Below are 25,953 nucleotides of genomic sequence, written 5' to 3'. Positions count from 1 at the left end.
ATCTTTTACAGGTGTAATACCTGATAAAGTATTTGGGTGAGCGATACATCCATCTGGTCCCGCCGGCCCGCCGTACGCAGTCTCCCGCTGGTGGCGCCCCTGCGCCTCGCCAGGCCCTCGGACATGTGGTTCAAACCGGCGCTGAGCGTGGTCGCCGCCACCGCCGTACCGGATCTGGCGCTGCTCGCCCTCGACCGGCTCGACCTCGTGATGTACACGATGGCCGGTTCGCTCTGCGCGCTGTACGGCCACAACCTGCCGTACGCCCGCCGCGCCCGTGCCGTCGCCGGAGTCGTCGTCTCGATGGTCATCGGCCTGGCGGTATCCCTGGTCGCGGCCTCGCTGACCGGATCGACCGCCGTGCTGATCGCGGTGGGCGCGCTGCTCGCGGCCGGACAGAAGACCCTCTGTGACGCCACCCGCATCGGTCCGCCCGGACCGGTGATCTTCACGTTCGTCACCTCGGCCGCACTCTTCGCCCCGCAGCACCTCGGACAGGTGCCGGGTCACCTCGGGCTGACCCTGGCCGCGGGCGCGGTCTCCTGGCTGGTCGCCGTCGGCCCCGCGGCGGTCCGGAGGGAGGGCCCGGAGCGCCGGGCGACCGCCCGCGCACTCGACGCGGCCGCCGCATACGCCGCGGCCCCCGGCCACCGCACCCGGCACGCCGCGGCCGCCGCCGTGCACGCGGCCTGGCAGACCCTGCTCGCCGCCGGCCGCCCCACCCCCGTACGCCGGGCGCTCGAACGCCTCGTCGTCCACGCCGAAGCCACCCTCGCCGGAGGCGCCCTCGGCGATTCCCCGGCCGCCCCTGCCTCCGTCCCTGCCCCTGCCTCCGGTGTCGCCCCGGCCTCAGGCGCCGATCCGGGCCGCCTCCGCGCCTGGGCCCGGCAGACCCGCGCCCGCGGCCCGGTCCCCACTCCGCCGCCCGCCCCCGGTACCTCGGAGGAGCTGTTCGGTATCGACGCCGAACGGGCCGCCCGGCGCACCGGAAGCCGCCGCGACGCCCGCCGTGCCCTGCTGCGCAGCCTGGCCCCGGGCTCTCCGCTGCTGCCCATCGGCGCCCGCGCGCTCATCGGGTGCGCCCTGGCCGGATATGTCTCCCAGGCGGTGGGCGTCGGCCGCCCCTACTGGGCGATCGTCACCGCGGCCTCCCTCTACCAGGCCAATGTGACGCTGTCCTGGAACCGGGCCCTCCAGCGGACCCTCGGCAACCTCCTCGGCGTCCTCGTCTTCGCCGCCGTCCTTCCGGTCAGCCGCACGGGACCCCTGGCCCTGATCGGCTTCTGCCTGTTCTTCGGCTTCGCGGCCGAGGCCCTGATCACCCGCAACTACTGGCTCGGTTCCATCGCCGTCACCCCGATGGCCCTGCTGGTCCTGGAGTTCGGCGGTACCCACCCGGCCGGTGAACTCATCGGGGACCGGGTTCTGGACACCGTGATCGGTGCCGCGGCGGGCATGCTCGCCGCGGTGCTGGTGACCAATCGCCGGGCCGCCGGACGCCTGGAGCGGGCCCTGGCCGCCACCGAGCAGGCGCGCGCCCACGCCGTGTACGCGCTCGCCGCCCCGCGGCCCACGCCCGCTGCCCTCGACGCCGCCCGCCGCAGGCTGACCGGTTCGCTCGTCGAGCTGCGCGAAGCCGATGACACCGCGGCGGGTGAATGGTGGCAGCGAGCCCTGCCCCAGGAGCAGGTCCTCGCGGCCGAGCAGGCCGGACACCGTACGCTCGCGGCGACAGCAACGCGGCAGGGGCTGATCGCCCCGGCCCAGGAGAACGGAGCGGTGTGACCGACGACATCGTCGCCTCGGTGGTACGGCAGTGGCAGGCCGTCAACCCGGAGCTGGACACCGGACCGATGGAGCTCATCGGCCGCATCAACCGCTGCGCGGCCCTGCTCCAGCAGGCGGAGGACGCCCCACTGCGCGCCGCCGGCCTGACCCGTGCCGAGTTCGACCTGCTCGGTGCCGTACGCCGTACCGACCGCGAACTCACCCCCGGTGAGCTGGCCAGGGAGACGTTCTCCTCCGGTGCCGCCGTCACCAAGCGCCTGCGGGTCCTTCAGGAACGGGGCCTCGTCGATCGCCGCAGCGACGACCGCGACCGCCGCGTCGCCCACGTCCGTCTCACCGAGGAGGGGCGCGAGCTGGTCGACCGGCTGCTGCCGCACCAGCTGGCCTACGAACGCGCAGTGCTGTCCGGCCTCGACGAACAGACCCGTACCCGACTCAGCGCCCAGCTCGGCGAGTTGCTGGTGCAGCTGGAGGGGCGCATCGGCGGGGCGCGGCGCTGAACGGGGGCCGGGCGGCGGCCCGGCGAAAAATCCTGTGCGGGCACCGGTACACCGCTGCTAACGTCCCCCGCATGAAGCGCGCTGCCATGACGACGACGCCGGAGAGTGTCCCGGCGCGCTGACAGCTGTTCAGTCCGAAGCCCCGGGGCGAGTGCCCCGGGGCTTCGTCCTGCGGTCACCCGCCCGACGACCGCGAGGAGACCGCCATGCACGACCACCGCAAGCTCGGCCGCGAGCTGGACCTGTTCGACACCGACCCGCTGATCGGCGCCGGGCTGCCCTACTGGCTGCCCGACGGCGCGGTAGTGCGCCACACCCTGGAGGAGTACATCCGCACCGCGGAACGGCGGGCGGGCTACCGGCACGTGTACTCACCGGTGCTCGGCAAGCGGGAACTGTACGAGATCTCCGGGCACTGGTCGCACTACAGCGACGACATGTTCCCGCCGATGGAGCTCGGCGCGGAGCAGGTCGTGCTCCGGCCCAGTCTGTGCCCCCACCACGCTCTCATCTACCGCTCCCGCTCCCACAGCTATCGCGAACTTCCCCTGCGCATGGCCGAGTTGGGCGGCATGTACCGATCCGAACTCTCCGGAGTGCTCGGTGGACTGACCCGCGTGCGGGCCATCCAGCTGAACGACGCGCACATCTTCTGCACCCTGGACCAGGCCGCCGAGGAGGCGCAGGCCGCGCTGGAGCTGATCCGCGGGGCGTACCGGGCGCTGGGCATCACCCCGGCCCGCTACCGGCTCTCCCTTCCGGGGCCCGGCGGGAAGTACGTGGCAGCCCCCGAGCTGTGGCGGCGGTCCACCGCTCTGCTGACCGACGTCCTCGACCGCTCGGGCCTGCCCTACGAGGCGGCCGAGGGCGAGGCCGCGTTCTACGGCCCCAAGATCGATGTCCAGGTCGCCGACGCCGCGGGCCGGGAGTCCACCCTTTCCACCGTCCAGGTCGACTTCCACCAGCCGGCCCGGTTCGAACTGCACTACATCGGCGCGGACGGCGCGAAGCACCGGCCGGTCATGATCCACCGCAGTGTCATCGGCAGCGTGGAGCGTGCCGTCGCCCACCTCGTCGAGCAGCACGGCGGGGCCTTCCCGGCCTGGCTCGCCCCCACTCAGCTCGCGATCCTCCCGGTCTCCGAAGCCGAACTGCCGAACGCCGAGGCGCTCGCCCGGCGGTGCACCGCCCTCGGGCTGCGCGCCGAGACCGCCGGACCGGAACGCGGCACCCTGGGCGCCCGCATCCGGGAGGCCCGCCTGGTGCCCTACCAGGCCGTCATCGGTGCCAGGGAAGCCGCCGACGACCATGTCGCCCTGCGCCTGCGCGACGGGCGCCGGCACGATCCGCGGCCCGCCGACGATGTCCTCGCCCACATCACCGCCCTCATCGACGCCCACAGCACCGACCTCTGGGACTAGGGTCTTTCGTTCGGATCAGGCCGGACCCCGCGAGCCCGGCGTGATCCGAACGAGAGGCCCAGGGCCGGGGCCGGCCCGCCAGTCATCCATGCGCTCCTTTCGATCCCCTTCGATCGCATGTGCGCTCGCCCCTCGGTGCAGGGCGGTCCTCACCTCGCCCGAAGCGGGTCTCCGGGCGCCCGGCGGGGCGTCCCGCCGGGCGTGGCGGCAGGTGCCCCGGATCGCGGACCCCTCTCGATCGTCACTCCCCGCGCACGCGTGGAGGCGGTGCGTGCAAAAACTCGTGAGTGTATTACCGCGGGAGCGCTCGCGCAGGGGGTTGGGTGAATGTACCGAAGCCCTGATTCGATCTGACTAAGCTCACGCACAGCGAAGTCGAGTTGATATGAATTCGAGCGCTTGTTCCCAAGTGTCCTTCAAGCGCGTTTACCTCCCGAATCAACCGCCAGAGGTTTTAGATGGTTCGTGTTGAATCACCGCCGAACGAACGGGAAGCCCCCGTCGTTCGCGCCATGTTGCTGCCCCTGCTTCTGATGGGCGGCGCGACCGCCGCCGCGGTGGCACTGGTTTCCGGGGCCGCGCGCATACCAGTCGTCTGGTGCGGCGCGCTCGCCACCGTCCTGGTCACCGCACTCACCGTTCAACTCGCCCGCCGGGCACGCGACATGCGCACCCAGCGCGCGGTGTACGAACGGCGCTTCGCCGACCTGGAACGGCGCATCGCCATCCACGACGACGAGACCGTGCGGATCAGCAAGGAGCTCCTGCCGGCCGCCATCCACCGGCTGCGTGTGGGCAATTCGCCCGAAGAGGTGCTCCGGGACGTCGTCGACTCGGACGAGCTGTACCGCGACCTGCCCGACGCCCAGCGCACCCTCGTCTACACGGTGCTGAACATCATCGACAACGAAGAGGCGATGCGTGACTCCGCGCAGCGGGCCTTCGTCAACGTCGCCCGGCGCGTCCAGGCGATCGTCCACCGCCAGGCGAGTGAACTGCGGGAGATGGAGGAGCACCACGGGCGCAATCCCGACGTCTTCGACGACCTGCTCCGCATCGACCACGGCACCGCGCTGATCGGCCGTCTCGCCGACTCCATCGCGGTACTCGGCGGCGCCCGCCCCAGTCGTCAATGGCCCAAGCCCGTACCGCTGTTCAGCGTGCTGCGCGGCGCCATGTCGCGGATCCTGGAGTACCCGCGGATCGATCTGCACTCGATCGCGAAGGTCGCCATCATCGGCACGGCCGTCGAGCCGCTCATCCACGCCTGCGCCGAACTCCTCGACAACGCCACGCGCTACTCGCCACCGCAGACCCGGGTGCACGTCACCGCCGTCGAGGTGCAGACCGGCATCGCCATCGAGATCGAGGACGGCGGAGTCTCGCTCAGCGAGGAGGCCCGGTCACGGGCCGAGAACATGCTCGCCAGGGCCCAGGCCGGCTCCAACATGAACGACCTCGGCGAGTCCCCGCGGCTCGGCATGGCCGTCGTCGGACGGCTCTCGCGGATGTACGACCTCCAGGTCTCGCTGCGGCAGTCCGCCTACGGCGGCGTCCGGGCCGTACTCATCGTGCCCCGCGCCATGATCACCACCGGCCCCGCTCCCGGTATCGCCCACGGCATTGGAGCCACGTCGAGGCCCACCAGCGACATCGACCAAGAGGCGATGAAGCACGTCGTACCGCCCCGCCGCAAGCCCCGCCCCGTGGCCCAGCGCCCCGCCACCGGACCGGTCGCCCCCGTCGCCCGGCCGGTCGTCCCCGCTGCCGCCTTGGAGGACGACGTCCCCGTGGTGACCGAGTGGACCGCCGGAGGGCTTCCGCAACGGCGGAGCCGCGGCCGTGCCCCCCTGGGCTCGCACAATCTCCCCGCACAGTCCGTCGACCCCACCGCAGGACAGCGCAACGGCCATGTCAACGGCTATGTCAACGGCCACGGCCACGGCCAGGGTCAGGGAAACGACAGCGGCAAGGAACAGCCCCCCGGGCTCTGGCTTGAGGCCTTCACCAACGCCGTCAACGGCGTGCCGCAGGACCCGAAGACCGACGAAGACTCTGACGATGCGTGGGACAAGGGAGACCTGAAGTGATCCAGCAGCGGGGAAATATGGACTGGATGCTCAAGGAACTGGCCGACGACGTGCCGGACATCCACCAGATCGTGGTGCTCTCCGCCGACGGTCTGCGCATCGCCCGGCACGGCGGCGACCCCGATGTCGCCGACCGCCTCGCGGCGGCCTGCGCCGGACTGCAGAGCCTGGCCGCCGCCGTCGCCTCCGAAATCCCGTACAGCGACGGCCTCATGCGCCTGGTCGTCATCGAAGTCACCGGCGGCTTCTTCTACTTGATGGCCGCCGGAACGGGCGCGTACCTCGCGGTCCTCGCCGGTGAGACCGTCGACGCGGGGCTCGTCGGATCACGGATGCGCGACATGGTCGTCAGGATCGGAGCCCATCTGACGAGCCCTCCGCGCCATGACGGGCAGTCCGGATGAATTCTCCCCGACGAGAACGCCGAAAGGCCGATCCGGCACTGAGCGATCCGGAACGGCTGTACGTGATCACCGGCGATCCCGACGGCAGCGAGCGGGCGCCGCTCGACCTGGTCACGATGGTCGTCGCGAAGGCCCAGCCGACGCCGACCGTCCAGCCCGAGCAGGCCGTGATCCTGCGGCTCTGCCAGGCGCCGTTATCCGTCGCCGAGATCTCGGCGTACCTCCGTCTGCCCTTCAGCGTGGTGACATCGCTCCTCACGGAACTCCTCGCGAGCGAACTCGTCGAATCGCGCGCGCCCATCGTCCGCGCCACTCTCCCGGACAGGTCCCTTCTCGAAGCGGTGATGCATGGACTTCAGAAGCTCTGACACGATCACCGGCCCCCGGCGCGAGGACGTCCTCCCCACCACGGCGACAGCCGCGGTGAAGGTCGTGATCGTCGGCGGGTTCGGGGTCGGCAAGACGACCATGGTCGGATCGGTCAGCGAGATCCGGCCGCTGACCACCGAAGAGACCATGACCCAGGCCGGTGTCGGCGTGGACGACAACTTCGGGGTGGAGAACAAGACCGCCACCACCGTCGCCATGGACTTCGGCCGGATCTCCATCAGCGAGGAACTGATCCTCTATCTGTTCGGCACCCCGGGCCAGGAACGTTTCTGGTTCCTGTGGAACGGCCTGTTCGAAGGCGCCCTCGGCGCGGTGGTCCTCATCGACACCCGCCGCCTCGAAGTCAGCTTCGACGTCATCGGGCGGCTGGAGGAGCGCGGCGTTCCGTTCGTCGTCGCCGTCAACACCTTTCCCGACGCACCGAAACACCCGGTCGAGGCGCTGCGCAGCGCCCTGGACCTTCCCCAAGAGGTTCCGATGATCGACTGCGACGCCCGGCTGCGCGTCTCCAGCCGCGACGTACTGATGACGCTGATGCGCTATCTGCACAGTCTGGCCCTCCCGCTCGCCTGACCGCAGTACACCTCCCGCGCGTCCCATCCGTCTGGTCCTTGGAAACCTGATCCCTGGAGCGATCGTGACAACCCCATTCCACTACGAGCCCGGAGCGGCCCAGGGGCCGGTACCGCCCCCCGAGTGCCCGGCCCACGGCCTCGGCATCGGCCCCGGCGGACTACGCCGGCTCTACGGCCCGGAGGCAGAGCGGGACCCCCACGGGCTGTACGACAAACTGCGCGCCGAACACGGCAGCGTGGCGCCCGTGCTGCTGCACGGAGACGTGCCCGCCTGGCTGGTCCTCGGGCACAGCGAGAACCTGCACATGACCCGGACCCCCTCGCAGTTCTCCCGCGACTCGCGGCGGTGGCGGGCGCTGCAGGACGGCAGCGTCGCACCGGACCACCCACTCGCCCCGATCTTCACCTGGCAGCCGATCTGCGTCTTCGCCGACGGCGCCACCCATGAGCGCCAGCGCGGCGCCGTCACCGACAGCATGGGCCGCATCGACACCCGCGGGGTGCGCCGCCACGTCAACCGCTACAGCAACCGGCTCGTGAACGACTTCTGCCAGGAAGGCCGCGTCGACCTGGTCAGCCAGTTCGCCGAACGGCTGCCGATGATGGTGATGTGCGCGATCCTCGGCATGCCCGAGGAGTACAACGACCGGATGGTCCAGGCCGCCCGCGACATGACCCGGGGCACGGCCACCGCCGTGGCGAGCAACGCCTACGTCCTCGACGCCCTGACCCGGCTCGTCCAACGCCGCCGGCGCGAGCCCGCGGACGACTTCGCCACCTGGCTCGTCGAGCATCCGGCGGGGATGAACGACCAGGAGGTCAGCGAGCACCTGCGGCTGGTCCTCATCGCCTCCTACGAGGCGACCGCCAACCTGATCGCCAACGTACTGCGGGTGGTGCTTACCGACCCCCGCTTCCGGGCCAGGCTCAGCGGCGGACACATGACGGTGCCCGAAGCGGTCGAGCAGACGCTGTGGGACGAACCGCCGTTCACCGCGGTCTTCGGACGCTGGGCCGTCGGCGACACCGAACTGGGCGGCAAGCAGATCAGGGCGGGCGACGCGCTGATCGTCGGCATCGCACCGGCCAACACCGATCCGGTGGTACGGCCCGACCTCAACGCCGACATGGAGGGCAACCGGGCCCACCTCGCGTTCAGTGGCGGCCCCCATGAATGCCCCGGGCAGGACATCGGACGCGCCGTCGCCGACGTCGGCGTCGACGCCCTGCTGATGCGCCTCCCCGACCTCGAACTCGCCGTCGACGAGAGCGAACTGAGCTGGATCGGGAACTTCATGGGCCGGCACCTGGTGGAGCTTCCGGCGGACTTCGCGGCGCGTCCGCCGCAGGACGACAGGGAACCACCCTCCATGGGCAGGCCGAACCCGCAGCGCCAGGACTGGGAGGTCCAGTCGACGGTCCGGCACACCGCTCCCACTCCCGGCCGCGCCCCCGGTCCCGCCCCGGCCGCCGCACCCGCCGTCCCAGGCACGGGCGCGGATACGGCACCCACGGCTGCGGCATTCACGGGTGCGACACCTATGCGCTCGGCCGCCGACGAGCCCGGAGACACCCCCGCCGAGCAGTCCGCCACCGGGCGGATCCCGCAGCAGCGCGGCGAGACCGCACCGGCGCGGCTGTGGCGTGCCGTCTCGCGCTGGTGGAGCGGGGACTGACCCCGGCGCCGCCCGCGCCGCCCGCGCCGGGCGGGGCCGAGTCCGGCCGACGGCCCGGTGACCATGGGCCCCGCAGGTCCACGGCCACCGGGCCGGGCGTCGTGGGCGCCGGGCGGGAGCCGCCGCCCGGAGTCGCTCGGACCGGGGCCGGGCCGGTCCCCGTACCATGCGGAAGCGTGAAGCTGACAATTCTTGGCGGCGGCGGATTCCGGGTTCCACTCGTGTACGGGGCGCTGCTCGCCGATCACGCCGAGGGCCGGGTCACCGCGGTCACGCTCTACGACACCGATGCCGACCGGCTCACCGCCGTGGCCAGGGTGCTCGGTGACCAGGCCGCGAACGTTCCGGACGCCCCCGCCGTCCACGCCACCACCGATCTCGACGAAGCACTGCGCGGCGCCGACTTCGTGTTCTCGGCGATCCGCGTCGGCGGCCTCGAAGGCCGGGCGGCCGACGAACGGGTCGCCCTCGACGAAGGCGTACTCGGCCAGGAGACGGTCGGTGCGGGCGGCATCGCGTACGGGCTGCGCACCGTGCCCGTCGCCGTCGGCCTCGCGCGGCGCATCGCGAGACTCGCCCCGAACGCCTGGGTCATCAACTTCACCAACCCGGCGGGCCTGGTCACCGAGGCCATGTCACGCCACCTGGGCGACCGGGTCATCGGCATCTGCGACTCCCCGGTGGGCCTCGGCCGCCGGATCGCCCGGGTGCTCGGCGCCGACCCCGACCGGGCCCGGATCGACTACGTCGGCCTCAACCATCTGGGCTGGGTGCGCGGACTGCGTGTCGACGGCCGCGACGAGCTCCCACGGCTGCTGGCGGATCCGGCCCTCCTCGGCTCCTTCGAGGAGGGGCGGCTCTTCGGCACCGACTGGCTGAAGTCGCTGGGCGCCGTCCCCAACGAGTATCTGCACTACTACTACTTCAACCGGGAAGCCGTACGCGCCTACCAGGACGCCGAGCAGACCCGCGGCGCCTTTCTCCGCGAGCAGCAGGAGGGTTTCTACGCCCGGATGAAGGACCCGGCCGTCCCCGCGCTGCGGGCCTGGGACCGCACCCGCGCCGAACGCGAAGCCACCTACATGGCGGAGAACCGGGAGGTCGCCGGGGTCGGCGAGCGGGACGAGAGCGATCTGGAGTCCGGCGGCTACGAGAACGTGGCACTCGCCCTCATGCGGGCCGTCGCCCGCAACGAGCGGACCTCGCTGATCCTCAACGTCCGCAACCGGACGACGCTTTCCGTCCTCGACGCGGACGCCGTCATCGAGGTGCCGTGCCTCGTCGACGCGAACGGCGCCCATCCCGTCGCCGTCGACCCGCTGCCGTACCACGCCGTCGGTCTGGTCACCGCGGTCAAGGCGGTCGAACGCGCGGTGCTCGACGCGGCGGAGAGCGGCTCACGCGCCACCGCCGTGAAGGCCTTCGCGCTGCACCCGCTGGTCGACTCCGTGACGGTGGCCGGACGCCTCCTCGACGGGTACCTGAAGGTCCATCCCGGACTCGCCTACCTGAACCGGCCCTAGACGGGCGCCGAGAAACCGTCCTGGAAGGGCGCCGAGGATGCCACGAAATCCGGTTGGGCGGAACGGAGTTCGTGGCCGACCAGGAGGTGGAGCAGGGCGTCCAGCCATGCGCGGGAACGGGCGGCGAGGGCCTCGCCGCCCGGCGCGGCCCCGTCGTCCAGTGTGCCGAGGAAGGTGCGCAGCAGCGTCGCGGCACGGGTCAGGCCGGTGCGTGACAGTGCCGTCGCCGCCTCGTCGATGCGGGAACGGACCGGGACCGTCAGATGCCGCAGCCCGCTGTGCGGCACCGCCGACAGGGCGGACACCGCCTCGTCCAGCACCGCCGTCAGCGGATCGGCCGGCCTTCCGACCGCGGCTGCCAGGGCCGTGGAACCGTCGCCGGGGGCGAGATCGGGCACGACCGTCCCGGCCGGGGTGAGCACCGCGATCGGATCGATCTCGATCCCGCCGCCGGAGCGGCGCACCGAACCACTGACATGAGTGGCGCCGCCCTCCAGCGCATCGGCCAGGGCGTCCAGTGCGCCGGGGCACTCCGGCCGGTAGGCGGACGTCACCAGCGCGGGGGCCCCCGAGGCGTCGCGTACGACGGCTTCGAGGCGTTGCCCGGCAGGGTCGTAACCCACGCTCTCCACCTCCGACAGCGCGACGACATGGACGGCCTCCGCCTCGACCCGCGGGCGGATCAGCCGGGGCGGCCTTCCCTCCCAGCCCGCTGTCAGCGCGGACAGGTCCCGTACGAGCAGAGGGTCCGGAAGCTCCGTCCAGGCGGCGCCGACGGGCGTGATGGCCGTCGTGCCGAGCCGGCCGCGGGCGATGGTCAGCGTGCGGCTCGCCGTGCGGCGCACGCTCTCGCTGACCAGGCTTCCGGCGGCCAGCGAGGCCAGCGGCGTACCGAGGACCCGGCGGGTGGCCAGTCGGTGGCCGGTGAGCTCCTTGCCCTCGGCAGCCGTCCAGGCCCTGCGGAGGACGAGGACGGTACCCGCGCCGGGATGGGCGAGATACACCTCGGAGACCAGGGACTGCGCCGTGCCGTGGACCCGGCAGCCGAGCGAGGTCAGCCGGACCCGGCGCAGCGGGGTGTCCCCGGCCTCGCGGGTACCCAGCACACCGGGGAGCCCGGCGGCCCGTCGCCGGGCGTGCACTTCGGCGAGCAGGGCGGCGACCAGCTCCGGGCGGTAGCGGGCGCTGCGGTCGGCGTACGCCGTGAGCTGGTCCGTCAGCTCGGCGAGCGCACCGGCGGGCCAGTGCAGCGACGCGGCCGTCAGCCCGGCACCGGCCCGTGCGAGGGCTCCGCCGAGGACCGGCCCGGCATGGGCCACACCCTCGGCCAGCAGTTCGCCCGCCAGCTCGGCGGCCGCGTCGAGCGCGGGCCCGGCCGAGGGCGGGGCGGCGGCGCGCCCACCGACCCGGACGGAGACGGATCGTTCGCCGCCACCCGCCTCGTCGGCGGCCCGGAAGGCCCATACGGCGAGCGCCACCACCTCGCCGCGCAGTGCGGCGGCCGCGTCCGTCAGCGCGTACGCGATCTCGTCCGGGACCGGGAAGCGCACCGTGCAGGTGGGCAGTTCGACCCGGGGCTCGGGATGGTCCGGGGACGGGCGGTGCACCAGCGCGGCGTAGCCCCGCTCGAAGGTGCGGCGGGCCGCGGCGAGCGGCCGGGCGCCGACGGCTTCGGCGAGAGCCGTGTCGTCGGTGCTGCCGGGGGACCACTCGGCGGCGGGGGCGGGGGCGCCGACCGCCTCCGTCCCGCCCTCGCGCTGACAGGCCAGCACCAGGGCGACGAGGTGGCGGCACACGCCCTGCGCGGCACAGCTGCAGTTGCCGGCGTCCAGGCCGGCACCGGGTGGCAGTGCCGTGCTGGTGCCGTCGTCGAAGCGGGCGCGCACCGTGGTGTCGGGGTCGGTCGTGAGCGTGGGGACCGTGCCGCCGTCCAGCTCCTTCGCGGCCCGTTTGACCAGGCCGCGGTTAGCCAGCGCCGCGAGCGTGTCCGGGGTGAGGGCGAGCAGATCGGGGCGGGCCGTGACGGGGCCGTTCGATACTTCGGTCATCGGCCCAGCCTTTCGGCGACGAACTCGGCGAGGTGACCCGGTGTCATCGCTCCGATGTGCGCCCCGGTTGCGGCGAGCCGCCCGGCCAGTTCACGGTCGTACTCGGGTTCGGCGTCCTCGTCGAGCGCGGCCAGTCCCAGCACGGTGGTGCCCTGCTCCACCAGGGTCCGCACCGTGCGCAGCAGCCGGTAGGGGTCGCCGCCCTCGTAGAAGTCGGTGATCAGCGCGACGATCGTGCGCCGCGGATTCTCCACGAGACCCGCGCCGTACTCCACGGCCCGTGCGATGTCGGTGCCGCCGCCCAGCTGGACCCGCATCAGCAGCTCCACCGGGTCGGTCACGTCGGAGGTCAGGTCCACCACCTGGGTGTCGAAGGCGACCAGGTGCGTCTTGAGACCGGGCAGGCCCCACAGGCACGCGGCGGTCACCGCGGAGTGGATCACCGACCCGGCCATCGAGCCCGACTGGTCGACCAGCAGGATCAATTGCCACTGCGTCACATGGCGTCGGGTACGGGAGTGGAAGTGGGCGCGCTCGATGAGCAGGCGCCGCTCGGCCGGCTGGTAGTGGGCGAGGTTGGCCCGTACGGTCTGCCGGAAGTCGAAGTCCCTGGCGAGCGGTACCCGGCTGGGCTTGCGCGAGCGGGTGCCGTGGAACGCCCGGCGGATCTCCGGCTGGAGTCTGGCCAGGAGCTGTTTCACCACCGATTCGACGATGCGCCGCGCCAGTCGCAGCACCTGCGGGTTCATCAGATGCTTGGTGCGCAGCACCGCCCGCAGCAGCGTCGGGCTCGGCTCGACCCGCTCCAGCACCGCGGGATCGGTGACGATCTCCTGGATGCCGTACCGCTCGACGGCGTCCCGCTCCAGGCGTTCGACGGTCTCCTTCGGGAAGAGCCGGTGGATGTCGTCGAGCCAGTCGACCGCGGTCACCGCGGACGGGCCGTCACCACCCGTGCGGGGGGAGGTACCGGAGCGGCGCACTCCGCGCCTGGTGAGGTCGGGGTCGCGGCCGTAGAGCCAGTCGAGTGCGGCGTCCCGGCCGGCGTTGCCCGGTCCCGGCGACCCGGTGTGCCGTTCGGCGGCGGAGCCGAGGACCAGCCGCCACCGTTCCAGCCCCTCGTCGGGAGCCGCCACGGGATCCGTACCGGCGCTCCGTCCGGGAGCGGGCGCCCGCTCGGGTACGTGTTCGGGTGTGGTCATGGGGCGGCTCTCAGTTCGTAGCGGGCCAGCAGTCGCGACACGGACTCCTCCAGGTCGCGGGCCCCGGCGATCAGCAGCGGGTCCGCCGTGGTCCGCAGCAGGGAACGCGACGAGCCGCGCACTCCGCGCCGTTCCAACAGACGGCCGGCGATCCGCTCGCGTTCGCGTGGCGGGAAGAAGGCGAAGGCCTGACGCAGCGCGGGCAGTCCCGACAGGAACGCGTCGTCGGGCAGCGCGCACACCAGGCTGTCCAGCACATCGATCACTGACTCCGCGCCACCGCCCCCGGGCCCGCCCCCGTTGCCCACGGCGCCCGTCACCTCGTCGCGGGCAAGCGCGAACAGTCCCGCCAGCCAGTCGCCGAGCGCATCCGTACCGGCCGTCGCCACCGCCCGTACCGCCCCGGCCGGATCCCCGGACGCTCCCGGCACCTGCGCCAGCGCCCGGTGCAGACCGAACGCGGCCCCGCGCAGATCCATCGGCGCCTCCCGGTCACCGCTGATCCGCCACGCGATCGCGGCCGCCGCCTCCCGGGGGACCGAGAGCAACTGCGGCGCATGCAGCACCGCGTCCCGGACCGCGACCACGGCCCGCAGGCGGGCGAAGTCCACCCCCGGTGCGCCGCGCGCTCCCTCCAGCAGCCACAGCAACCGCCCTGTCGCCCCGTCGATCACAGCGGCGAGCAGCGGGCCGTGCGCCACCCCGAACACCCGGTCGTGCCGCCACAGCCCCAGGGCCGTGGAAAGGATCTCCCCGAGCGAACCGGCGATCTTCAACTCGCCGACCTGGGCGGCCAGTTCACCGAGCAAGTGCTCCGAGAGCCCGTCCGTCCCGCACAGCACGGCGTCGAACAGCGTCCGGGCCAGGGCGCCGGCCTCCGCCGCTCCGTTCCGCGTCCGCTCGGTGAGCGCGACCGCGGCCGCCGCCGCCAGCGTCGCACCGTACGCCCCCGCCTCCACCAGGGCGGACTCGCGGCCCGAGGCGGACTGCTGCTCCCAGCGTTCGGTGAACACCGGGTCGATGCCGTGCTCGGGGCCGGCGGTCCGCCCGTAACCGGGGATTCCCAGCACGCGCAGCCGGTGGAGCACCCGGCTGCGCTCCAGACCGGCGGCGTCCGTGAGATCGAGGCGGTACGTGGCTTCGGGGCCGCCGTCGAGCGCCAGCCCGGCCAGTCGCGCCGCCACATCGTGGACCAGGGGAGGTGCCGGAGTTCCGGGATGGAGACGACCGGTACGGTCCCCGCCGCACGCCGCGACCATCTCGACGACCGCGGGATGAGAGCCCGCCGTGAGCGGGCCCCGGCTCGTCCACGGGAGCGGCTGGTCCAGGTCGTCCGTGATCAGGGCGCCCGCCAGGCCGTCCAGCACGTCGATCCTCGCCGGGTGCGGATGGCCGCGCAGCGCCGTGAGCCCCTGGGCCAGGCCGCGTGCCGCGATCAGGTCGGCGGTGGACACCGGGAACCTGCGCTCCCGCAGCCGCTCGACGACCGCGCGCAGCAGTCCGTCCGCCGCGAGCGCGGGGCCCGACTCCCACACCTGCTGGTAGTAGCCGGGCGACGGCATCCCCGACTGGTACCCCGCGAAGGCGTCCAACTGGCGGAAGGAGTACGGCACGAGGAAACTCCCGGCCATGGCCCCGGCCGGCGGGGCGGGCACCCGCGGCCACCCGTCCGCATCCCATTCCCCCCGGCCGCCCTCGCCCGCGCCGGCCCCCTCACGGGAATCGGCGAGCGCGCGGAGCGCGGGCTGGTGGAAGCCGCCGGTCACCACCAGCACCGGCCGGTCCCCGGCCATGGCGACCGCCGCCCGCACCCACCGAGCCATGTACGCCTCGCGCGCCCGGTCGCCCGGGTCGGCCTGCGCGTCGCCGCGCACCAGCGCGAAGTACGCGTCGAGCCGCTCGGCGAGGCCGTCGTCCGGCTCGACCTCGAACAGGCGGTCCCAGAGGGCGTCGGAGGAATCCACCGCGAAGTGCCGGCACAGCCGCTCCGTGGCGTCCGCGTAGCGCACCTCCGCGTCGGCATAGCGGTTGGTGCGCTCGGCGAAGGCCGGATGCCAGGCCGGCAGGTCGATGAACCGGACCTCCGCACCGGCCGCCCGCCCCGCGCGCAACGCGACCCACTCCGGCGAGTAGTCGCACAGCGGCGCCCAGGACGTCGCTGCCCGGTCCTCGTCGCGGTAGTGGCTGAACACCGCGACGGGCAGCTCGTGCCCGAGCAGCAGCTCGTCCAGCCGGCCGTTCATCTCGGCAGGACCCTCGATCAGCACGTGGGCGGGCCGCAGCTCCTCGACGGCCCGCTCGACGAGCCGCGCGCAGGCGGGGGAGTGGTGCCGCACTCCCAGGAACACCGCGGACATCAGTCGGCCAGCAGATGACGCGCGTCGTACAGGGCCTTCCACTGCGGGCCGCGACGGCGCGGCACCCGCTGCTCCAGATAGCGCCGCAGCCCGGCCAGGTCCTCCGGGCTGTCCTTCGCCGCCGTGCCCGCCAGACACGCCACCACATCGGCGGCAGTGCCCGGCTCGCCGCGCAGGAACCAGCCGCGCACGCCCACGGCATGGGCGACCGAGACCGCCTCCGCGGTACTCATCACGGCCGAGGGGCGGCCGGGGCCCCCGCCCGGCCCGTCCTTCTCGCCGGCCCCCGCACGCAGCTCCCGGAACGTACCGACCAGGACCTCCAGCACGTCCCGGTCCGGCGGTGGCTCCACTCCCGAACGCCGCAACAACGCGGTCACCTCCGCCTCGACGAGCGCCAGTTCGGTGTCCAGGTCGGGGATCGGGAACACCGTCTCGAAGTTGAACCGCCGCTTGAGCGCCGCACTCATCTCGTTGACGCCCCGGTCCCGGGTGTTGGCCGTCGCGATGACGTTGAAGCCCTGCCGGGCGAAGACCATGCCGTCCGGTCCGGTCAGCTCGGGGATCGCGACCACCCGCTCGGAGAGCAGCGACAGCAGCGAGTCCTGCACCTCCAGCGGGCAGCGGGTGATCTCCTCGAACCGCACGAGCCTGCCCTCGGCCATGCCGCGCAGCATCGGAGCCGGGACGAGTGAGCGGGTGGAGGGCCCCTCGGCCACCAGCAGCGCGTAATTCCAGCCGTACTTGATCTGGTCCTCGGTGGTGGCCGCGCCGCCCTGCACCGTGAGCGTCGAGTCGCCGCTGACCGCGGCCGCGATCAGTTCGGAGAGCAGCGACTTGGCGGTGCCCGGCTCCCCGACGAGCATCAGTCCACGGCTCGTCGCCAGTGTCACCAGCGCCCGGTCCACCAGGGAGGGATTGCCGACGAACTTCCGGCTGATGCCCGCGTCCGCGTCGCCGATGACGAATCGGCGCGCCGCACGCAGGCTCAACTCCCAGCCCGGCGGCCGCGGATCGCGGTCGTAGGCCCGCAGCGCAGCCAGCTCCTCGGCGTACCGCACCTCGGCCGGGGGCCGCTGGACCGGAGCCGCGTCGCCGTCCGGCATCTCGATACGCGCTGCGTCCCTCGTGGTCATGACGCGACACCCTCGGTGAGTTCGGTCAGGTCGCAGAGGAGCTCGGACACGGTCACCGCGTCCAGGCCGGCGAAGCGCAACAGGTGGCTGCGGCGGTCCCAGTGGTCATTGGGCAGGCTGTCGAGCCAGACCGTTTCGAGGATCTGGTCGGGGAACATGTCGACGACCCCGACCGCGATGCCCTCGTGCAGCGCGATCACCAGACAGCAGTCGTCGGCCAGCCGCTTGGAGATCCAGCGCTCCACCCCGGCGTCCTGCGGTGCCCCGCGCTCCCAGCCGCGCCGCTCCAGCCCCAGGACCTTTCCGGTGGGCACCTTGAGCCCCTCGAACCGGCTGAGCCGGTACCCTGCGGACTCCTCCTCGGAGAGCGCGAGCACGGTGCGCCCGAGCTGCGGGAACGGCTGAAGGATCTCGTAGTCGGCGAATACCTCGGACCAGGCCGACAGTTCGTCCCCGAGATGCAGCGGGTGCGGGAGCCGAACGGTCGCTTCGTCCGCCAGGGTGAAGGCATCGTCCTCCGCGTCGGCGAACGTGCGGTCCTCCGCGACCCGGAACGCCGTGGGAGCCGCACTGTCCGTCTCGCTCAGCCACACCAGCCGGCGCACCAGATGCCACAGCAGCGGATGACCGACGAAGAGCTCCCGGAACTCCTGGGCCGTCCAGGAACGGCCGGTCACCATCGCGGCCTCCAGCCGGCGCACCTGGTCGGAGGCAACCGTCCGGACATCCTTCTTGAGCGCCGCGAACCGCTTGCGTTCCGAGGGGGCGAGCTCCGCGTCGTCCCGGGCACCCGGCTTCGGGAGGTCCTTGCGCCGTTTGCCGTCGCCGTCCAGCACGTACGGCCGCAGCTGCTCGTCGAAACCGACGACGAACGAACGGGTGCCGTAGTCGATGACGGTCGAACCGTCCGCGCCCAGACCGAAATCCGGCACCAGACGGTCGGAGAGCTGCGCCCCGGTCAGTCCCAGCCCCGCGGCGACCTCGGCGATCTTCTCCTGGGCCCGTACCTTGAGCGCCTTGAACTTCACCCGCTGCGAGATGCCGTGCAGATGCAGGAGTGCCACGTCGCTGCCGATGGCAGCCAGCACATCGAGGCCCTCCACGGCCCGGTGGTGCGCGGCCTCGCCGGGCCAGGAACGGATGACCGGGGTGATCCGGCGGACTGTCCCGTCGTCGCCCAGCAGTCCCAGCGCGTGCAGCGCCCATGACTCCTTCGCGGGCATGTTCGCCAGCCGCCACTGCTCGAACAGGGCCCAGGCGAACTCGGCGAGCGAGGCGGCATCGGCCGTCCCGGTCAGCGAGGCGATCCCCGGGTACGGCTCGCCGGGCTTCGACAGCGCCAGCATCGTCAGGACATGGCGGACCGACTGCCCCGGCAGCGCGCCCCCGGACCGGACCACGATCTGCGGAAGCAGCGAGGGCTCCGCCCAACCGGGCAGCACCGGCATCTTGGCGGGCAGCGCCCGCTCCAGCGGGTCCACGGCCAGCAGCTCGTCCACCGCGGCCGCCGCCCGGGCGCCGTACACCCGGGCGGCCTCGCGCACCACGTCGTCGCCGTGCACCGCGGCGATCAGGGTCAGCGCCTGCTCGGCGGCGCGCCGCGCGGCGCCCGCCCTGCCCACGGCATCCGGCACCAGGAGCGGGGCGGCCGCGACTCCGTGCCGGGTGAACCAGGAACGGGTGGTCGCCGCGGTCGACTTGAGCCGGACCAGCCAGCTCGCCATGTGCCGGGCGACCCGCACGTCGACGAACGGGAGCAGCAGCGGGGCGAGCGCGCCCGGCTGCCGGGGCGCGGCACGCAACAGCAGCGGCAGGGCGGTGAGGCCGAAGCGCGCGGCGATCGGCTTGAGAGTGTCCTCGCCGTCCCACAGGTCGGTCGGATCCCACGAGTCGAGCAGCGGGGCGACCAGCTCCTCGTCACCGTGGACGAACAACCAGGCCGGCCGCAGGTCGCCCAGGCTCAAGCTGTGGCGCACAGTGGCAGGGTCCTGCTGCCAGTCCTTCCACTCGCCGCCGCTGCGCTCGGTCGTGTACCAGGAGGAGGAGGCCGCCCACGCGGCACGCTCCTCGGGCAGCCACTCCACCGAGGGTTCGGACACCGCGGTCAGTCCCGTCACGACCGTCGCCGCGGCCTTGGGACGGGGCCGGGACCACGGCGGTGCCGTGAGCACGGCCGACAGGGCGTCCAGAGGGGCGTCGGCGATCAGGTCCGTCGGGTTGAGCAGCGGTTCGACGGTCCTCACCACCTCGGCGTCGAGGTCTCCGAGCACGAGCGCCACCAGGTCGCGATGGGCGCCGACATGGCCGCGGAGCAGCTGCGACGACCGGGACGCCGCGGCCGAACCGTCGCCCGCCCCGGCGGACAGCAGCCGCAGTGCCCGCACCGGATAGCGGCGCATGGCGTCGAGCAGGGCGGGTCGGACGTTCTTGGAGTCCGCATGGGCCAGCAGGGCGAGGAACGCCTCGTCGGTCGGCAGCTCGGCCAGGGAGTCCGCGGCGAGCCTCACGCCGCCCGCGTAGTAGTGGTTGCCGTCGAGTACCTCGGCCAGCGCCGGGGCGATGGCCGGGCCGATGCCCTCGGCGAGCGTCGCGATGAACGCGACGCCGTCGATGAGGTTCGGGCGGTAGGGGAGCAGCGCCAGCTGGTCGGCCGCGTTCAACGAGCTGAACACCATGGCACGCAGGGTGCGGTCCTCCTCCGCGCCCACCCGGGGATCCGTGCAGAGCTCGTCGACCCAGTCGGTCTCACTCGGTACGAGATAGGAGACGATGATCTTGCGCAGGGTGTCGGTGCGGCAGCCGGCCAGCTCCTCGACCGTCGCCCGGTAGGTCTCCTCGTCGGCCGCGGCGATCAGCGCACGGACCCGGTCGATCGGCGATCGGTGATGCGTCGCCCAGTACGCGTGGCGCGGGCCCGCGAGCGCCTCCAGCCTGGGCGCGCTGCGCTTGCGGCCGCTCTGCTGCCAGTCGGCGCCGACCGAGAACAGTTCGGTCGCGGCCTGCGCGGCGAACGGCAGACCGTAGCGCTCGGACCAGAAGTCCGCCCATGAGGAAAGCCCGAGGATCGCGGTCAGAGCGGCCGCACCGACCGGTGAGGGGTTTCCGGCGAGATGAGCGCGCAGCCGATCGGCCAACCCGGCGTCCGAACGCGGTGCGTCCACGAACTCCTGGATCCAGGCGGCATCTTCCACGAGCGCGGCCTCGATCGCGTCGAGCGCCTCCTGCTGCATCCCGACCGGGCTCCGGCGCACTCCACCGCGCCGGGGGTGGAGAACCCGCCTCCAGTTGGCGGGCAGCGTGAAGGTGTCTTCGTCGGGCGGGGTGGGAGCGGCCTCGTCGGACAGTGTTCCCCGGGTCGCACCGGCCTGCTCCGTCGCGGTGGGCACGGCACCGCCCGGAGCCACCGCGGCGGACACCGCCGACGCGCCCACTTCGCGGTACCCCTTCTTCTCCTTCTCCGCGATCGTCCTGAGGACCTGCGCCGCCGCGGCCTCGGCCGACGGGTACTCCTTCGTCTGCGTCCGTCCGTCGCTCCCGCACCGCCCGTAGCGCACTGTCACCACGGGGCCCTCGGTCTCGGTCTCCCAGAACTTCGACGCACTGCCCTCGACGTATTCCCAGCGACGCACAGCCCCGCCCCCTTCACACCCGCAGCCCGCTCCACCGCGGGCTCCTCGATCAGTGGTGCCACAGTAGAACGGGCCACTGACAACGGAGCGTGACCGGGATGAGCGGCAAGGAAAGACGCAGGTCAACCGCTGCGGGAAAGCTCTTCTCCGTGCACGGGCCGGGCCAAGGGCACTTCGGAGACCTGCCGCTCCACCTCGCCCACCGCCACGGGGCGCTCGGCTTCAAGGGCGGAATCCGCCGCCGCGACCCCGGGGCGGACCGGCTGACGGCCCGTCTCGCGGCGGCCGGGCAACGGGCGCACGGGGGTGGCTCCCACTGCGCCTGGACAGCCCGGCAGGCCCGCTCGCCGGGGTGCCGCCGGTGGGGGCCACCGGCGGTTCCGACACCTTGGCGGGAGCGGTCGGTGAAGCCGCCGCGCACCGTCACGGGCTCGCACGGCGTCCCTCTCGTCGCGGCGGACGGCTCGAAGGCCGCCGCGGTCGACCGGCTGACGTGCCGTGAGTGACTGGATCCAGGGGGCGGAGCCTCCCGAGGGAGACCTACGCCCCTCCTCCGGGCCGTGTCAGGTGGCGGAGACCGCGCGTGCGCCGCCGGACGGGGCCCACGACGGCGCCACACCGGTGACCTGGCAGACCATCAGGAAGAGTGGGATCGGCGGTGTGTACGGCGTGCGGTTGTCGGGCTGGTGGATCAGCCGGGGCCGTACCGCCGGAACGAACGCCCCCTTCGCGTAGGAGACCTGCGGGGGCCAGTCCAGATCGAGGTCGGAACCCGCGGGCACGATCCACCACCAGCGGTCGGCATCCGCGAAGACGCAACCGGTGCGTGGCAGATGAGACAACAGCCGGAATCCGTACCGCGCCGGAACCCCCACCGCGTCGCAGCCCAGGGTCGCCGACAGCGCGGGCGGCAACGGCAACTGCACCGTGCCCGTGCCGGTGGCGCGCCGCTCGGGGGAGTGCCGTGCTCCGAGCAGATGGGACATCGCGTTCCTCAGCATCACCGCTCCGTGCCGTGCGGCAGTTCTGCCCAGACGATGCGTCCCGAGCCGTTGCCCGCGCCGCGGGAACCCCAGGAACTGCTCATCGCGTCGACGAGCAGCAGGCCGCGTCCGTGCTCGTCATCGGCGGTGCGGCACAGCTGCGGCCCGCCGGGCTGGTGTCCTTGGTCCTGCACGGCTATCCGCAGCCGTCCGTCCAGGCATTGCAGCTCGCACACGACGCGAGCGCTCACGGTGTGCACCACCGCGTTGGTGAACAGCTCCGAGACGATCAGGATGGCCGCCTCGTGCGCGTCCTCGTCCAGCCCCCACTCGTCGAGCCGGGCCCGTGTCAGCCGCCGTGCGCCGGCCACCGACTCGGGGTGCGCGGGCAGCGCGAAGCAGTACCGGAGCGCTTCCGTCCCGGGTCTGAGGTCCATGAGCCGGGGGATGAGCGCACTGCCAGGTGCCACAACCGATTCCTCACAGTGGGGGCTGCGTCACACTCCGCGACCTCACGTGAATGAGGGCGGTTGCGACTAAGTGAACTGGTTCACTCACCAACTCTCCCCCTGTCGAGAACACTTGGCAAGAGGCACTCTGAAAATTTCAGAGTGACTGTGTCTTGGACGGCCCGCGCATGGCACACTGCTGCCAAACAGCGCATCGGGAGGTCTGAAGTGAGCGAACCGCGGTCCGCCCCGACCGTGGGTCAGGTCGTTCTCGGCAAACGCCTGCAGGATCTGCGGGAGCGTGTCGGCCTGAGCCGTGACCAGGCTGCCAAGGTGCTGCGGGTCGCACCTGCGACGATACGCAGGATGGAGACCGCCGAGGTCGCTCTCAAGATCCCCTATGTCCAGCTGCTGCTGAAGGCGTACGGGATCGCCGACGACGAGACCGACGCCTTCGTGGAACTCGCCGAGGAGGCCAACAAGCCCGGCTGGTGGCAGCGCTTCCACGATGTGCTGCCCGACTGGTTCAGCATGTACGTCAGCCTGGAGGGCGCTGCGAGCCTCCTGCGCATGTACGAGCCGCACTTCGTCCCCGGACTGCTGCAGACCGAGGACTACGCGCGCTCGGTGATGCGCACCGGAGCCGTCGGCCAGACCAGACCCGAGGACATCGAACGCCACGTGGCGCTGCGGATGCAGCGCCAGTCCCTGCTGACCAGGCCCGACGCCCCGAAACTGTGGGTGGTGATGGACGAGACGGTGCTGCGCCGCCCCGTCGGCAGCGTCGACGCCATGCGCGGACAGATCGACCGGCTGCTCGAAGCGACCGAGATGCCCCACGTGACGCTGCAGATCGCGGAATTCTCGACCGGTCACCACCCGGGCACCTACGGCCCCTTCGTCCTCTTCCGCTTCGGCGTCCCCGAACTCCCCGACATGGTCTACAGCGAGTACCTGACCGGAGCCGTCTACTTCGACGCGCGCCCCGAGGTGGCCTCCTACCTCGAAGTCATGGACCGCATGGCGGCTCAGGCCGCAACTGCACAACGCACGAAGGAAATCCTCCGGGACTTCCGCAAGGAGCTGTGATGGATCCCATATACAACGGCATGCCGGCCGCCGAACTCGGCACCGAGGGCTGGCACAAGCCGTGGAGCGGTGGGAACGGAGGCAACTGCGTCGAAGCAATGAAGCTGTCCGACGGAAGGATCGCCGTACGTCAGTCCGCCGATCCCGACGGGCCCGCCCTGATCTACACCCACCGTGAGATCGCCGCCTTCATCCAGGGCGCCAAGTCCGGCCAGGCGGACTTCCTCCTCACCTGAATCAGCGGCCCGCTCACCGGAATCAGCGGCCCGCTCACCAGAACGACGGCTTTCTCACCCGAATCCGCAGCGCCGGAGCCCGTCCCGCCCCACACTCTTGTTGTTCGCCGACCAATGGACCCATGGAGCGCGCTATGACCGGGCAAGCCCCCCGAGCCGTCGAGATCGACACCAGCAAGCCGCATCCCGCCCGGATGTACGACTGGTTCCTCGGTGGCAAGGACAACTACCCGGTCGACGAACAGATGGCCCAGCAGCTGCTGGCCCTCGACTCCAGAGGGCGCGACATGGCCCGGGTCAACCGGGCCTTCATGCACCGGGCCACCCGGTGGCTGGCCGAGAACGGCATCCGCCAGTTCCTCGACATCGGCACCGGCATACCCACCGAGCCGAACCTCCACCAGATCGCCCAGCGGACCGCCCCGGACGCGCGCATCGTCTACTGCGACAACGACCCGATCGTCCTCGCGCACGCCGCGGCCCTGCTGCGTTCCACCCCGCAGGGCGCCACCGAGTACATCCAGGCCGATGCCCGCAAACCGGAGGTCATCCTCGAGCAGGCCGGCCGGGTCCTCGACTTCGGCAAGCCGATCGCACTCTCGCTGCTGGCCCTGCTGCACTTCCTGGACGACGAGGACGGCGCGGCCGAACTCGTCGACCGCCTGGTCGAGCGGCTCCCCTCCGGCAGCTACCTGGTGCTCTCGCAGACCACCGGCGACTTCGACCCGGAGGGCGCGGCGAAGGCGTCCGCCATGTACAAGGCGCGGGGGATGACGCTGCGCCTCCGGTCCCAGGCGGAATTCACCACGTTCTTCCACGGACTCGAACTCGTCGAGCCGGGCGTCTCGCTCTCCGCGGACTGGCACCCGGAGCTCGGCGAGGCCGTCGACGTCCCCGGCGACGAGCCGATCCCGGGCTACGCGGGCGTGGCCCGCAAGACCTGACCATCCGGCACCGGCCGGTCACTGGCGGCTGACCGACCGGGTGATGCCCGCGGCGATCGTGGTGGCGAGCAGCCACCCGGCCGCGATCAGCAGATACGACAGCCACTGGTACCAGCCCTGCGGATTGAACGCCTTCTCCTGCCCGAAGTCGATGATCGGCAGCAGCAGATCCAGGGTGTAGAAGAAAGCGTTGAACGGCGGGGCCTCACCGGCCTTCAGCGGCGCCGGAGGGTGCAGTCCGTACGCCAGCGTCCCGATCAGCAGCAACGACAGGAGCCAGGCGCCCGCCCGCACCGGCCGGAAGCCGTACCCCACGGTGACGTCCTGCAGATGTCCCCACGCCCGCGCGTACCCCGGCAGGGTCGCGCGATGGGCGCGCTGCCTGGCCAGCAGCACGGTGCGTGCCGCGTCGTCGTCGCCGATCCGCCGGTACGCCGCCGTCAACTGCTCGTACGCGTACGGAACGTACCCCTCCTCCTCGCGTTCGAGCAGTGGCAGCCGCTGCTCGGCGGGCAGATGGGGGAGCAGCACGGTGTACGTCAGCCCGTCCACCCGGACCTCGCGCGGCCAGATCGCCGGGTCGGCGTGGATGAGATCGATCTGCGCGCGGCGCAGATTCACCTCTCCCTCGATCGGCGCGGCCTCCCGGAGCCAGAGCTCGCCGACGGTGCAGCTGCTGGCGCGCACGGCCACCCCGCCGGGGTTCGACAGCCGCGCGTGCGCGAAGTTGAGCTGCCCCGGTATCCGGCTGCCCCGCACGTTGGTCCGCCCCTCGACGCGGATGCGCATCGCGTGCACGTCGGAGCCGACCGTCAGCGTCTCCGCCTGGAGGGCGGTCGCCCCGGGATTGCGCAGCTCGGCGTCGTTCAACAGGATCTGCCCGTTGACGGCGGCGCCGTCGAGCCGGGACTCGCCGTGCACGACGAGCCCCGGCATCCAGAGGTCGTCCCCGGCGATCACATGATTGAGCTGGAGAACCGCCTCGCCGTTGTCCGCCGTCGACCCGTCGGCGTTCACCCCGATCCGGGCACGGTCGAAGAACAACGCCTGGGTGATTCTCGAACCGCCGAGCCGGACCGGGCCGGAGACCCGGCAGCCGGTGAGCCTCAGCACCCCGTCGATCCGGAGGGTGGCGGCGGTCAGCCCCGGCAGCACCGAATCGCTGAGGTTGAGCTGGCGCAGCTGCGCCCCGTACAGATTCGGCGCCTGTTCGAAGTGACAGCCGGCCAGCAGCACCGCGTACTCGGCCGTCGCGTACCGCACGTTCAGGGAGCCCGAGATCCGCGCCCCCGTCACACGCAGCGCCGCCACCTCACCGTCCTCCCGCCGGCCACCGATCAGCAGGGCCCGCAGTACCTCGCCGCGCACCGTGCGCTCCGGCCCCCAGCCGGCCCCCGTGTCCGGGTCGTCCTCGGCCGCCACACCGGTACGGAAGTCGACGGGAACGCCGCGCGGGAAGGCATCCCATACGCGGCGTTCGGCGGGGCTCAGCTCGGTGATCTCCATCGGCGGG

Annotated in this window: 21 protein-coding genes; 13 read left to right on the top strand and 8 right to left on the bottom strand. The window is 72.2% G+C overall.

Features of this window, described 5'->3' with window-relative positions; translation table 11 throughout:
- The first annotated feature begins 36 nt into the window (after window positions 1-36).
- From ACFVT1_RS22200 to ACFVT1_RS22160, 9 genes are all read left to right on the top strand, one after another.
- Window positions 37-1,785, top strand: a complete 1,749-nt coding sequence (locus ACFVT1_RS22200) for an FUSC family protein (protein ID WP_389798045.1) — start codon at window positions 37-39, stop codon at window positions 1,783-1,785.
- Window positions 1,782-2,288 (top strand): MarR family winged helix-turn-helix transcriptional regulator, encoded by a 507-nt coding sequence (locus ACFVT1_RS22195; protein ID WP_389798043.1) that lies wholly within the window; start codon window positions 1,782-1,784, stop codon window positions 2,286-2,288. The genes ACFVT1_RS22200 and ACFVT1_RS22195 overlap by 4 nt, the downstream gene beginning before the upstream one ends.
- 206 nt (window positions 2,289-2,494) lie before the next feature.
- Window positions 2,495-3,709 (top strand): threonine--tRNA ligase, encoded by a 1,215-nt coding sequence (thrS, locus tag ACFVT1_RS22190; RefSeq protein WP_389798041.1) that lies wholly within the window; start codon window positions 2,495-2,497, stop codon window positions 3,707-3,709.
- Window positions 3,710-4,167: 458 nt separating this feature from the next.
- The gene (locus ACFVT1_RS22185) at window positions 4,168-5,799 is read left to right on the top strand and encodes a sensor histidine kinase (RefSeq protein WP_389798039.1); all 1,632 of its coding nucleotides are present in this window, start codon (window positions 4,168-4,170) and stop codon (window positions 5,797-5,799) included.
- The gene (locus ACFVT1_RS22180) at window positions 5,796-6,203 is read left to right on the top strand and encodes a roadblock/LC7 domain-containing protein (RefSeq protein WP_362196401.1); all 408 of its coding nucleotides are present in this window, start codon (window positions 5,796-5,798) and stop codon (window positions 6,201-6,203) included. The genes ACFVT1_RS22185 and ACFVT1_RS22180 overlap by 4 nt, the downstream gene beginning before the upstream one ends.
- Window positions 6,200-6,571 carry a DUF742 domain-containing protein gene (locus tag ACFVT1_RS22175; protein ID WP_362196398.1) on the top strand — a complete coding sequence of 124 codons (372 nt, stop codon included), beginning with the start codon at window positions 6,200-6,202 and terminating at the stop codon, window positions 6,569-6,571. The genes ACFVT1_RS22180 and ACFVT1_RS22175 overlap by 4 nt, the downstream gene beginning before the upstream one ends.
- On the top strand, window positions 6,552-7,166 hold the full coding sequence (locus ACFVT1_RS22170; protein ID WP_389798035.1) for an ATP/GTP-binding protein: 615 nt from the start codon (window positions 6,552-6,554) through the stop codon (window positions 7,164-7,166). The genes ACFVT1_RS22175 and ACFVT1_RS22170 overlap by 20 nt, the downstream gene beginning before the upstream one ends.
- 64 nt (window positions 7,167-7,230) lie before the next feature.
- Window positions 7,231-8,844, top strand: coding sequence for a cytochrome P450 (locus tag ACFVT1_RS22165; protein WP_389798033.1), 1,614 nt, complete (start codon window positions 7,231-7,233; stop codon window positions 8,842-8,844).
- Between the two features lie 176 nt (window positions 8,845-9,020).
- Window positions 9,021-10,367, top strand: a complete 1,347-nt coding sequence (locus ACFVT1_RS22160; protein ID WP_389798031.1) for a 6-phospho-beta-glucosidase — start codon at window positions 9,021-9,023, stop codon at window positions 10,365-10,367.
- Here ACFVT1_RS22160 and ACFVT1_RS22155 read toward each other — a convergent pair.
- From ACFVT1_RS22155 to ACFVT1_RS22135, 5 genes are read right to left on the bottom strand one after another with little or no spacing between them, the layout of a single operon-like run.
- Window positions 10,364-12,415 (bottom strand): hypothetical protein, encoded by a 2,052-nt coding sequence (locus ACFVT1_RS22155; protein WP_389798029.1) that lies wholly within the window; start codon window positions 12,413-12,415, stop codon window positions 10,364-10,366. The two genes, ACFVT1_RS22160 and ACFVT1_RS22155, sit on opposite strands and share 4 nt — an antisense overlap.
- The gene (locus tag ACFVT1_RS22150; protein ID WP_389798027.1) at window positions 12,412-13,617 is read right to left on the bottom strand and encodes a VWA domain-containing protein; all 1,206 of its coding nucleotides are present in this window, start codon (window positions 13,615-13,617) and stop codon (window positions 12,412-12,414) included. Before ACFVT1_RS22150 ends, ACFVT1_RS22155 begins: the two co-directional genes overlap by 4 nt.
- Window positions 13,614-15,974 (bottom strand): DUF5682 family protein, encoded by a 2,361-nt coding sequence (locus tag ACFVT1_RS22145; RefSeq protein ID WP_389798025.1) that lies wholly within the window; start codon window positions 15,972-15,974, stop codon window positions 13,614-13,616. Before ACFVT1_RS22145 ends, ACFVT1_RS22150 begins: the two co-directional genes overlap by 4 nt.
- Entirely contained in the window at window positions 15,974-17,110 is a 1,137-nt protein-coding gene (locus tag ACFVT1_RS22140) for an AAA family ATPase (RefSeq protein WP_389798023.1), read from the bottom strand. The genes ACFVT1_RS22145 and ACFVT1_RS22140 overlap by 1 nt, the downstream gene beginning before the upstream one ends.
- A complete protein-coding gene (locus ACFVT1_RS22135; RefSeq protein WP_389798021.1) occupies window positions 17,107-20,739 on the bottom strand; it encodes a WGR and DUF4132 domain-containing protein in 3,633 nt (1,210 codons plus the stop codon). The genes ACFVT1_RS22140 and ACFVT1_RS22135 overlap by 4 nt, the downstream gene beginning before the upstream one ends.
- A 98-nt stretch (window positions 20,740-20,837) precedes the next feature.
- Here ACFVT1_RS22135 and ACFVT1_RS22130 point away from each other — a divergent pair, with 98 nt between their 5' ends.
- A complete protein-coding gene (locus ACFVT1_RS22130) occupies window positions 20,838-21,245 on the top strand; it encodes a hypothetical protein (protein WP_389798018.1) in 408 nt (135 codons plus the stop codon).
- A gap of 57 nt (window positions 21,246-21,302) precedes the next feature.
- Here ACFVT1_RS22130 and ACFVT1_RS22125 read toward each other — a convergent pair whose 3' ends face one another.
- Both ACFVT1_RS22125 and ACFVT1_RS22120 read right to left on the bottom strand, forming a co-directional pair.
- Complete coding sequence (locus ACFVT1_RS22125) at window positions 21,303-21,740, bottom strand: hypothetical protein (protein ID WP_389798016.1); 438 nt, start codon at window positions 21,738-21,740, stop codon at window positions 21,303-21,305.
- On the bottom strand, window positions 21,740-22,192 hold the full coding sequence (locus tag ACFVT1_RS22120) for an ATP-binding protein (RefSeq protein ID WP_389798013.1): 453 nt from the start codon (window positions 22,190-22,192) through the stop codon (window positions 21,740-21,742). Before ACFVT1_RS22120 ends, ACFVT1_RS22125 begins: the two co-directional genes overlap by 1 nt.
- Before the next feature lie 207 nt (window positions 22,193-22,399).
- On the opposite strand from ACFVT1_RS22120, the gene ACFVT1_RS22115 reads away from it, so the two are divergent.
- The 3 genes from ACFVT1_RS22115 (at window position 22,400) to ACFVT1_RS22105 (ending at window position 24,440) form a co-directional block, all read left to right on the top strand.
- Window positions 22,400-23,260 carry a helix-turn-helix transcriptional regulator gene (locus tag ACFVT1_RS22115; protein ID WP_362196365.1) on the top strand — a complete coding sequence of 287 codons (861 nt, stop codon included), beginning with the start codon at window positions 22,400-22,402 and terminating at the stop codon, window positions 23,258-23,260.
- A complete protein-coding gene (locus ACFVT1_RS22110; protein ID WP_362196362.1) occupies window positions 23,260-23,496 on the top strand; it encodes a DUF397 domain-containing protein in 237 nt (78 codons plus the stop codon). Before ACFVT1_RS22115 ends, ACFVT1_RS22110 begins: the two co-directional genes overlap by 1 nt.
- A 134-nt stretch (window positions 23,497-23,630) precedes the next feature.
- A complete protein-coding gene (locus ACFVT1_RS22105) occupies window positions 23,631-24,440 on the top strand; it encodes an SAM-dependent methyltransferase (RefSeq protein WP_389798009.1) in 810 nt (269 codons plus the stop codon).
- A gap of 18 nt (window positions 24,441-24,458) precedes the next feature.
- Here the strand turns inward: ACFVT1_RS22105 and ACFVT1_RS22100 are convergent, their stop codons facing one another.
- Complete coding sequence (locus ACFVT1_RS22100) at window positions 24,459-25,946, bottom strand: membrane-associated oxidoreductase (RefSeq protein WP_389798007.1); 1,488 nt, start codon at window positions 25,944-25,946, stop codon at window positions 24,459-24,461.
- Window positions 25,947-25,953 lie beyond the last annotated feature (7 nt).

The sequence above is a fragment of the Streptomyces sp. NPDC057963 genome (assembly GCF_042887155.1).
Classification (GTDB): domain Bacteria; phylum Actinomycetota; class Actinomycetes; order Streptomycetales; family Streptomycetaceae; genus Streptomyces.
Note: the sequence above shows the minus strand (reverse complement) of the source record. Positions and strands in the feature narration are given on the sequence as shown.

Bases quoted from the DNA above. Each gene is read 5' to 3' on its own strand.
- thrS (WP_389798041.1), top strand. From the start codon at position 2,495: ATGCACGACCACCGCAAGCTCGGCCGCGAGCTGGACCTGTTCGACACC.
- ACFVT1_RS22185 (WP_389798039.1), top strand. From the start codon at position 4,168: ATGGTTCGTGTTGAATCACCGCCGAACGAACGGGAAGCCCCCGTCGTT.
- ACFVT1_RS22175 (WP_362196398.1), top strand. From the start codon at position 6,200: ATGAATTCTCCCCGACGAGAACGCCGAAAGGCCGATCCGGCACTGAGC.
- ACFVT1_RS22170 (WP_389798035.1), top strand. From the start codon at position 6,552: ATGGACTTCAGAAGCTCTGACACGATCACCGGCCCCCGGCGCGAGGAC.
- ACFVT1_RS22155 (WP_389798029.1), bottom strand. From the start codon at position 12,415: ATGACCGAAGTATCGAACGGCCCCGTCACGGCCCGCCCCGATCTGCTC.
- ACFVT1_RS22150 (WP_389798027.1), bottom strand. From the start codon at position 13,617: ATGACCACACCCGAACACGTACCCGAGCGGGCGCCCGCTCCCGGACGG.
- ACFVT1_RS22145 (WP_389798025.1), bottom strand. From the start codon at position 15,974: ATGTCCGCGGTGTTCCTGGGAGTGCGGCACCACTCCCCCGCCTGCGCG.
- ACFVT1_RS22140 (WP_389798023.1), bottom strand. From the start codon at position 17,110: ATGACCACGAGGGACGCAGCGCGTATCGAGATGCCGGACGGCGACGCG.
- ACFVT1_RS22130 (WP_389798018.1), top strand. From the start codon at position 20,838: ATGAGCGGCAAGGAAAGACGCAGGTCAACCGCTGCGGGAAAGCTCTTC.
- ACFVT1_RS22125 (WP_389798016.1), bottom strand. From the start codon at position 21,740: ATGCTGAGGAACGCGATGTCCCATCTGCTCGGAGCACGGCACTCCCCC.
- ACFVT1_RS22110 (WP_362196362.1), top strand. From the start codon at position 23,260: ATGGATCCCATATACAACGGCATGCCGGCCGCCGAACTCGGCACCGAG.
- ACFVT1_RS22105 (WP_389798009.1), top strand. From the start codon at position 23,631: ATGACCGGGCAAGCCCCCCGAGCCGTCGAGATCGACACCAGCAAGCCG.
- ACFVT1_RS22100 (WP_389798007.1), bottom strand. From the start codon at position 25,946: ATGGAGATCACCGAGCTGAGCCCCGCCGAACGCCGCGTATGGGATGCC.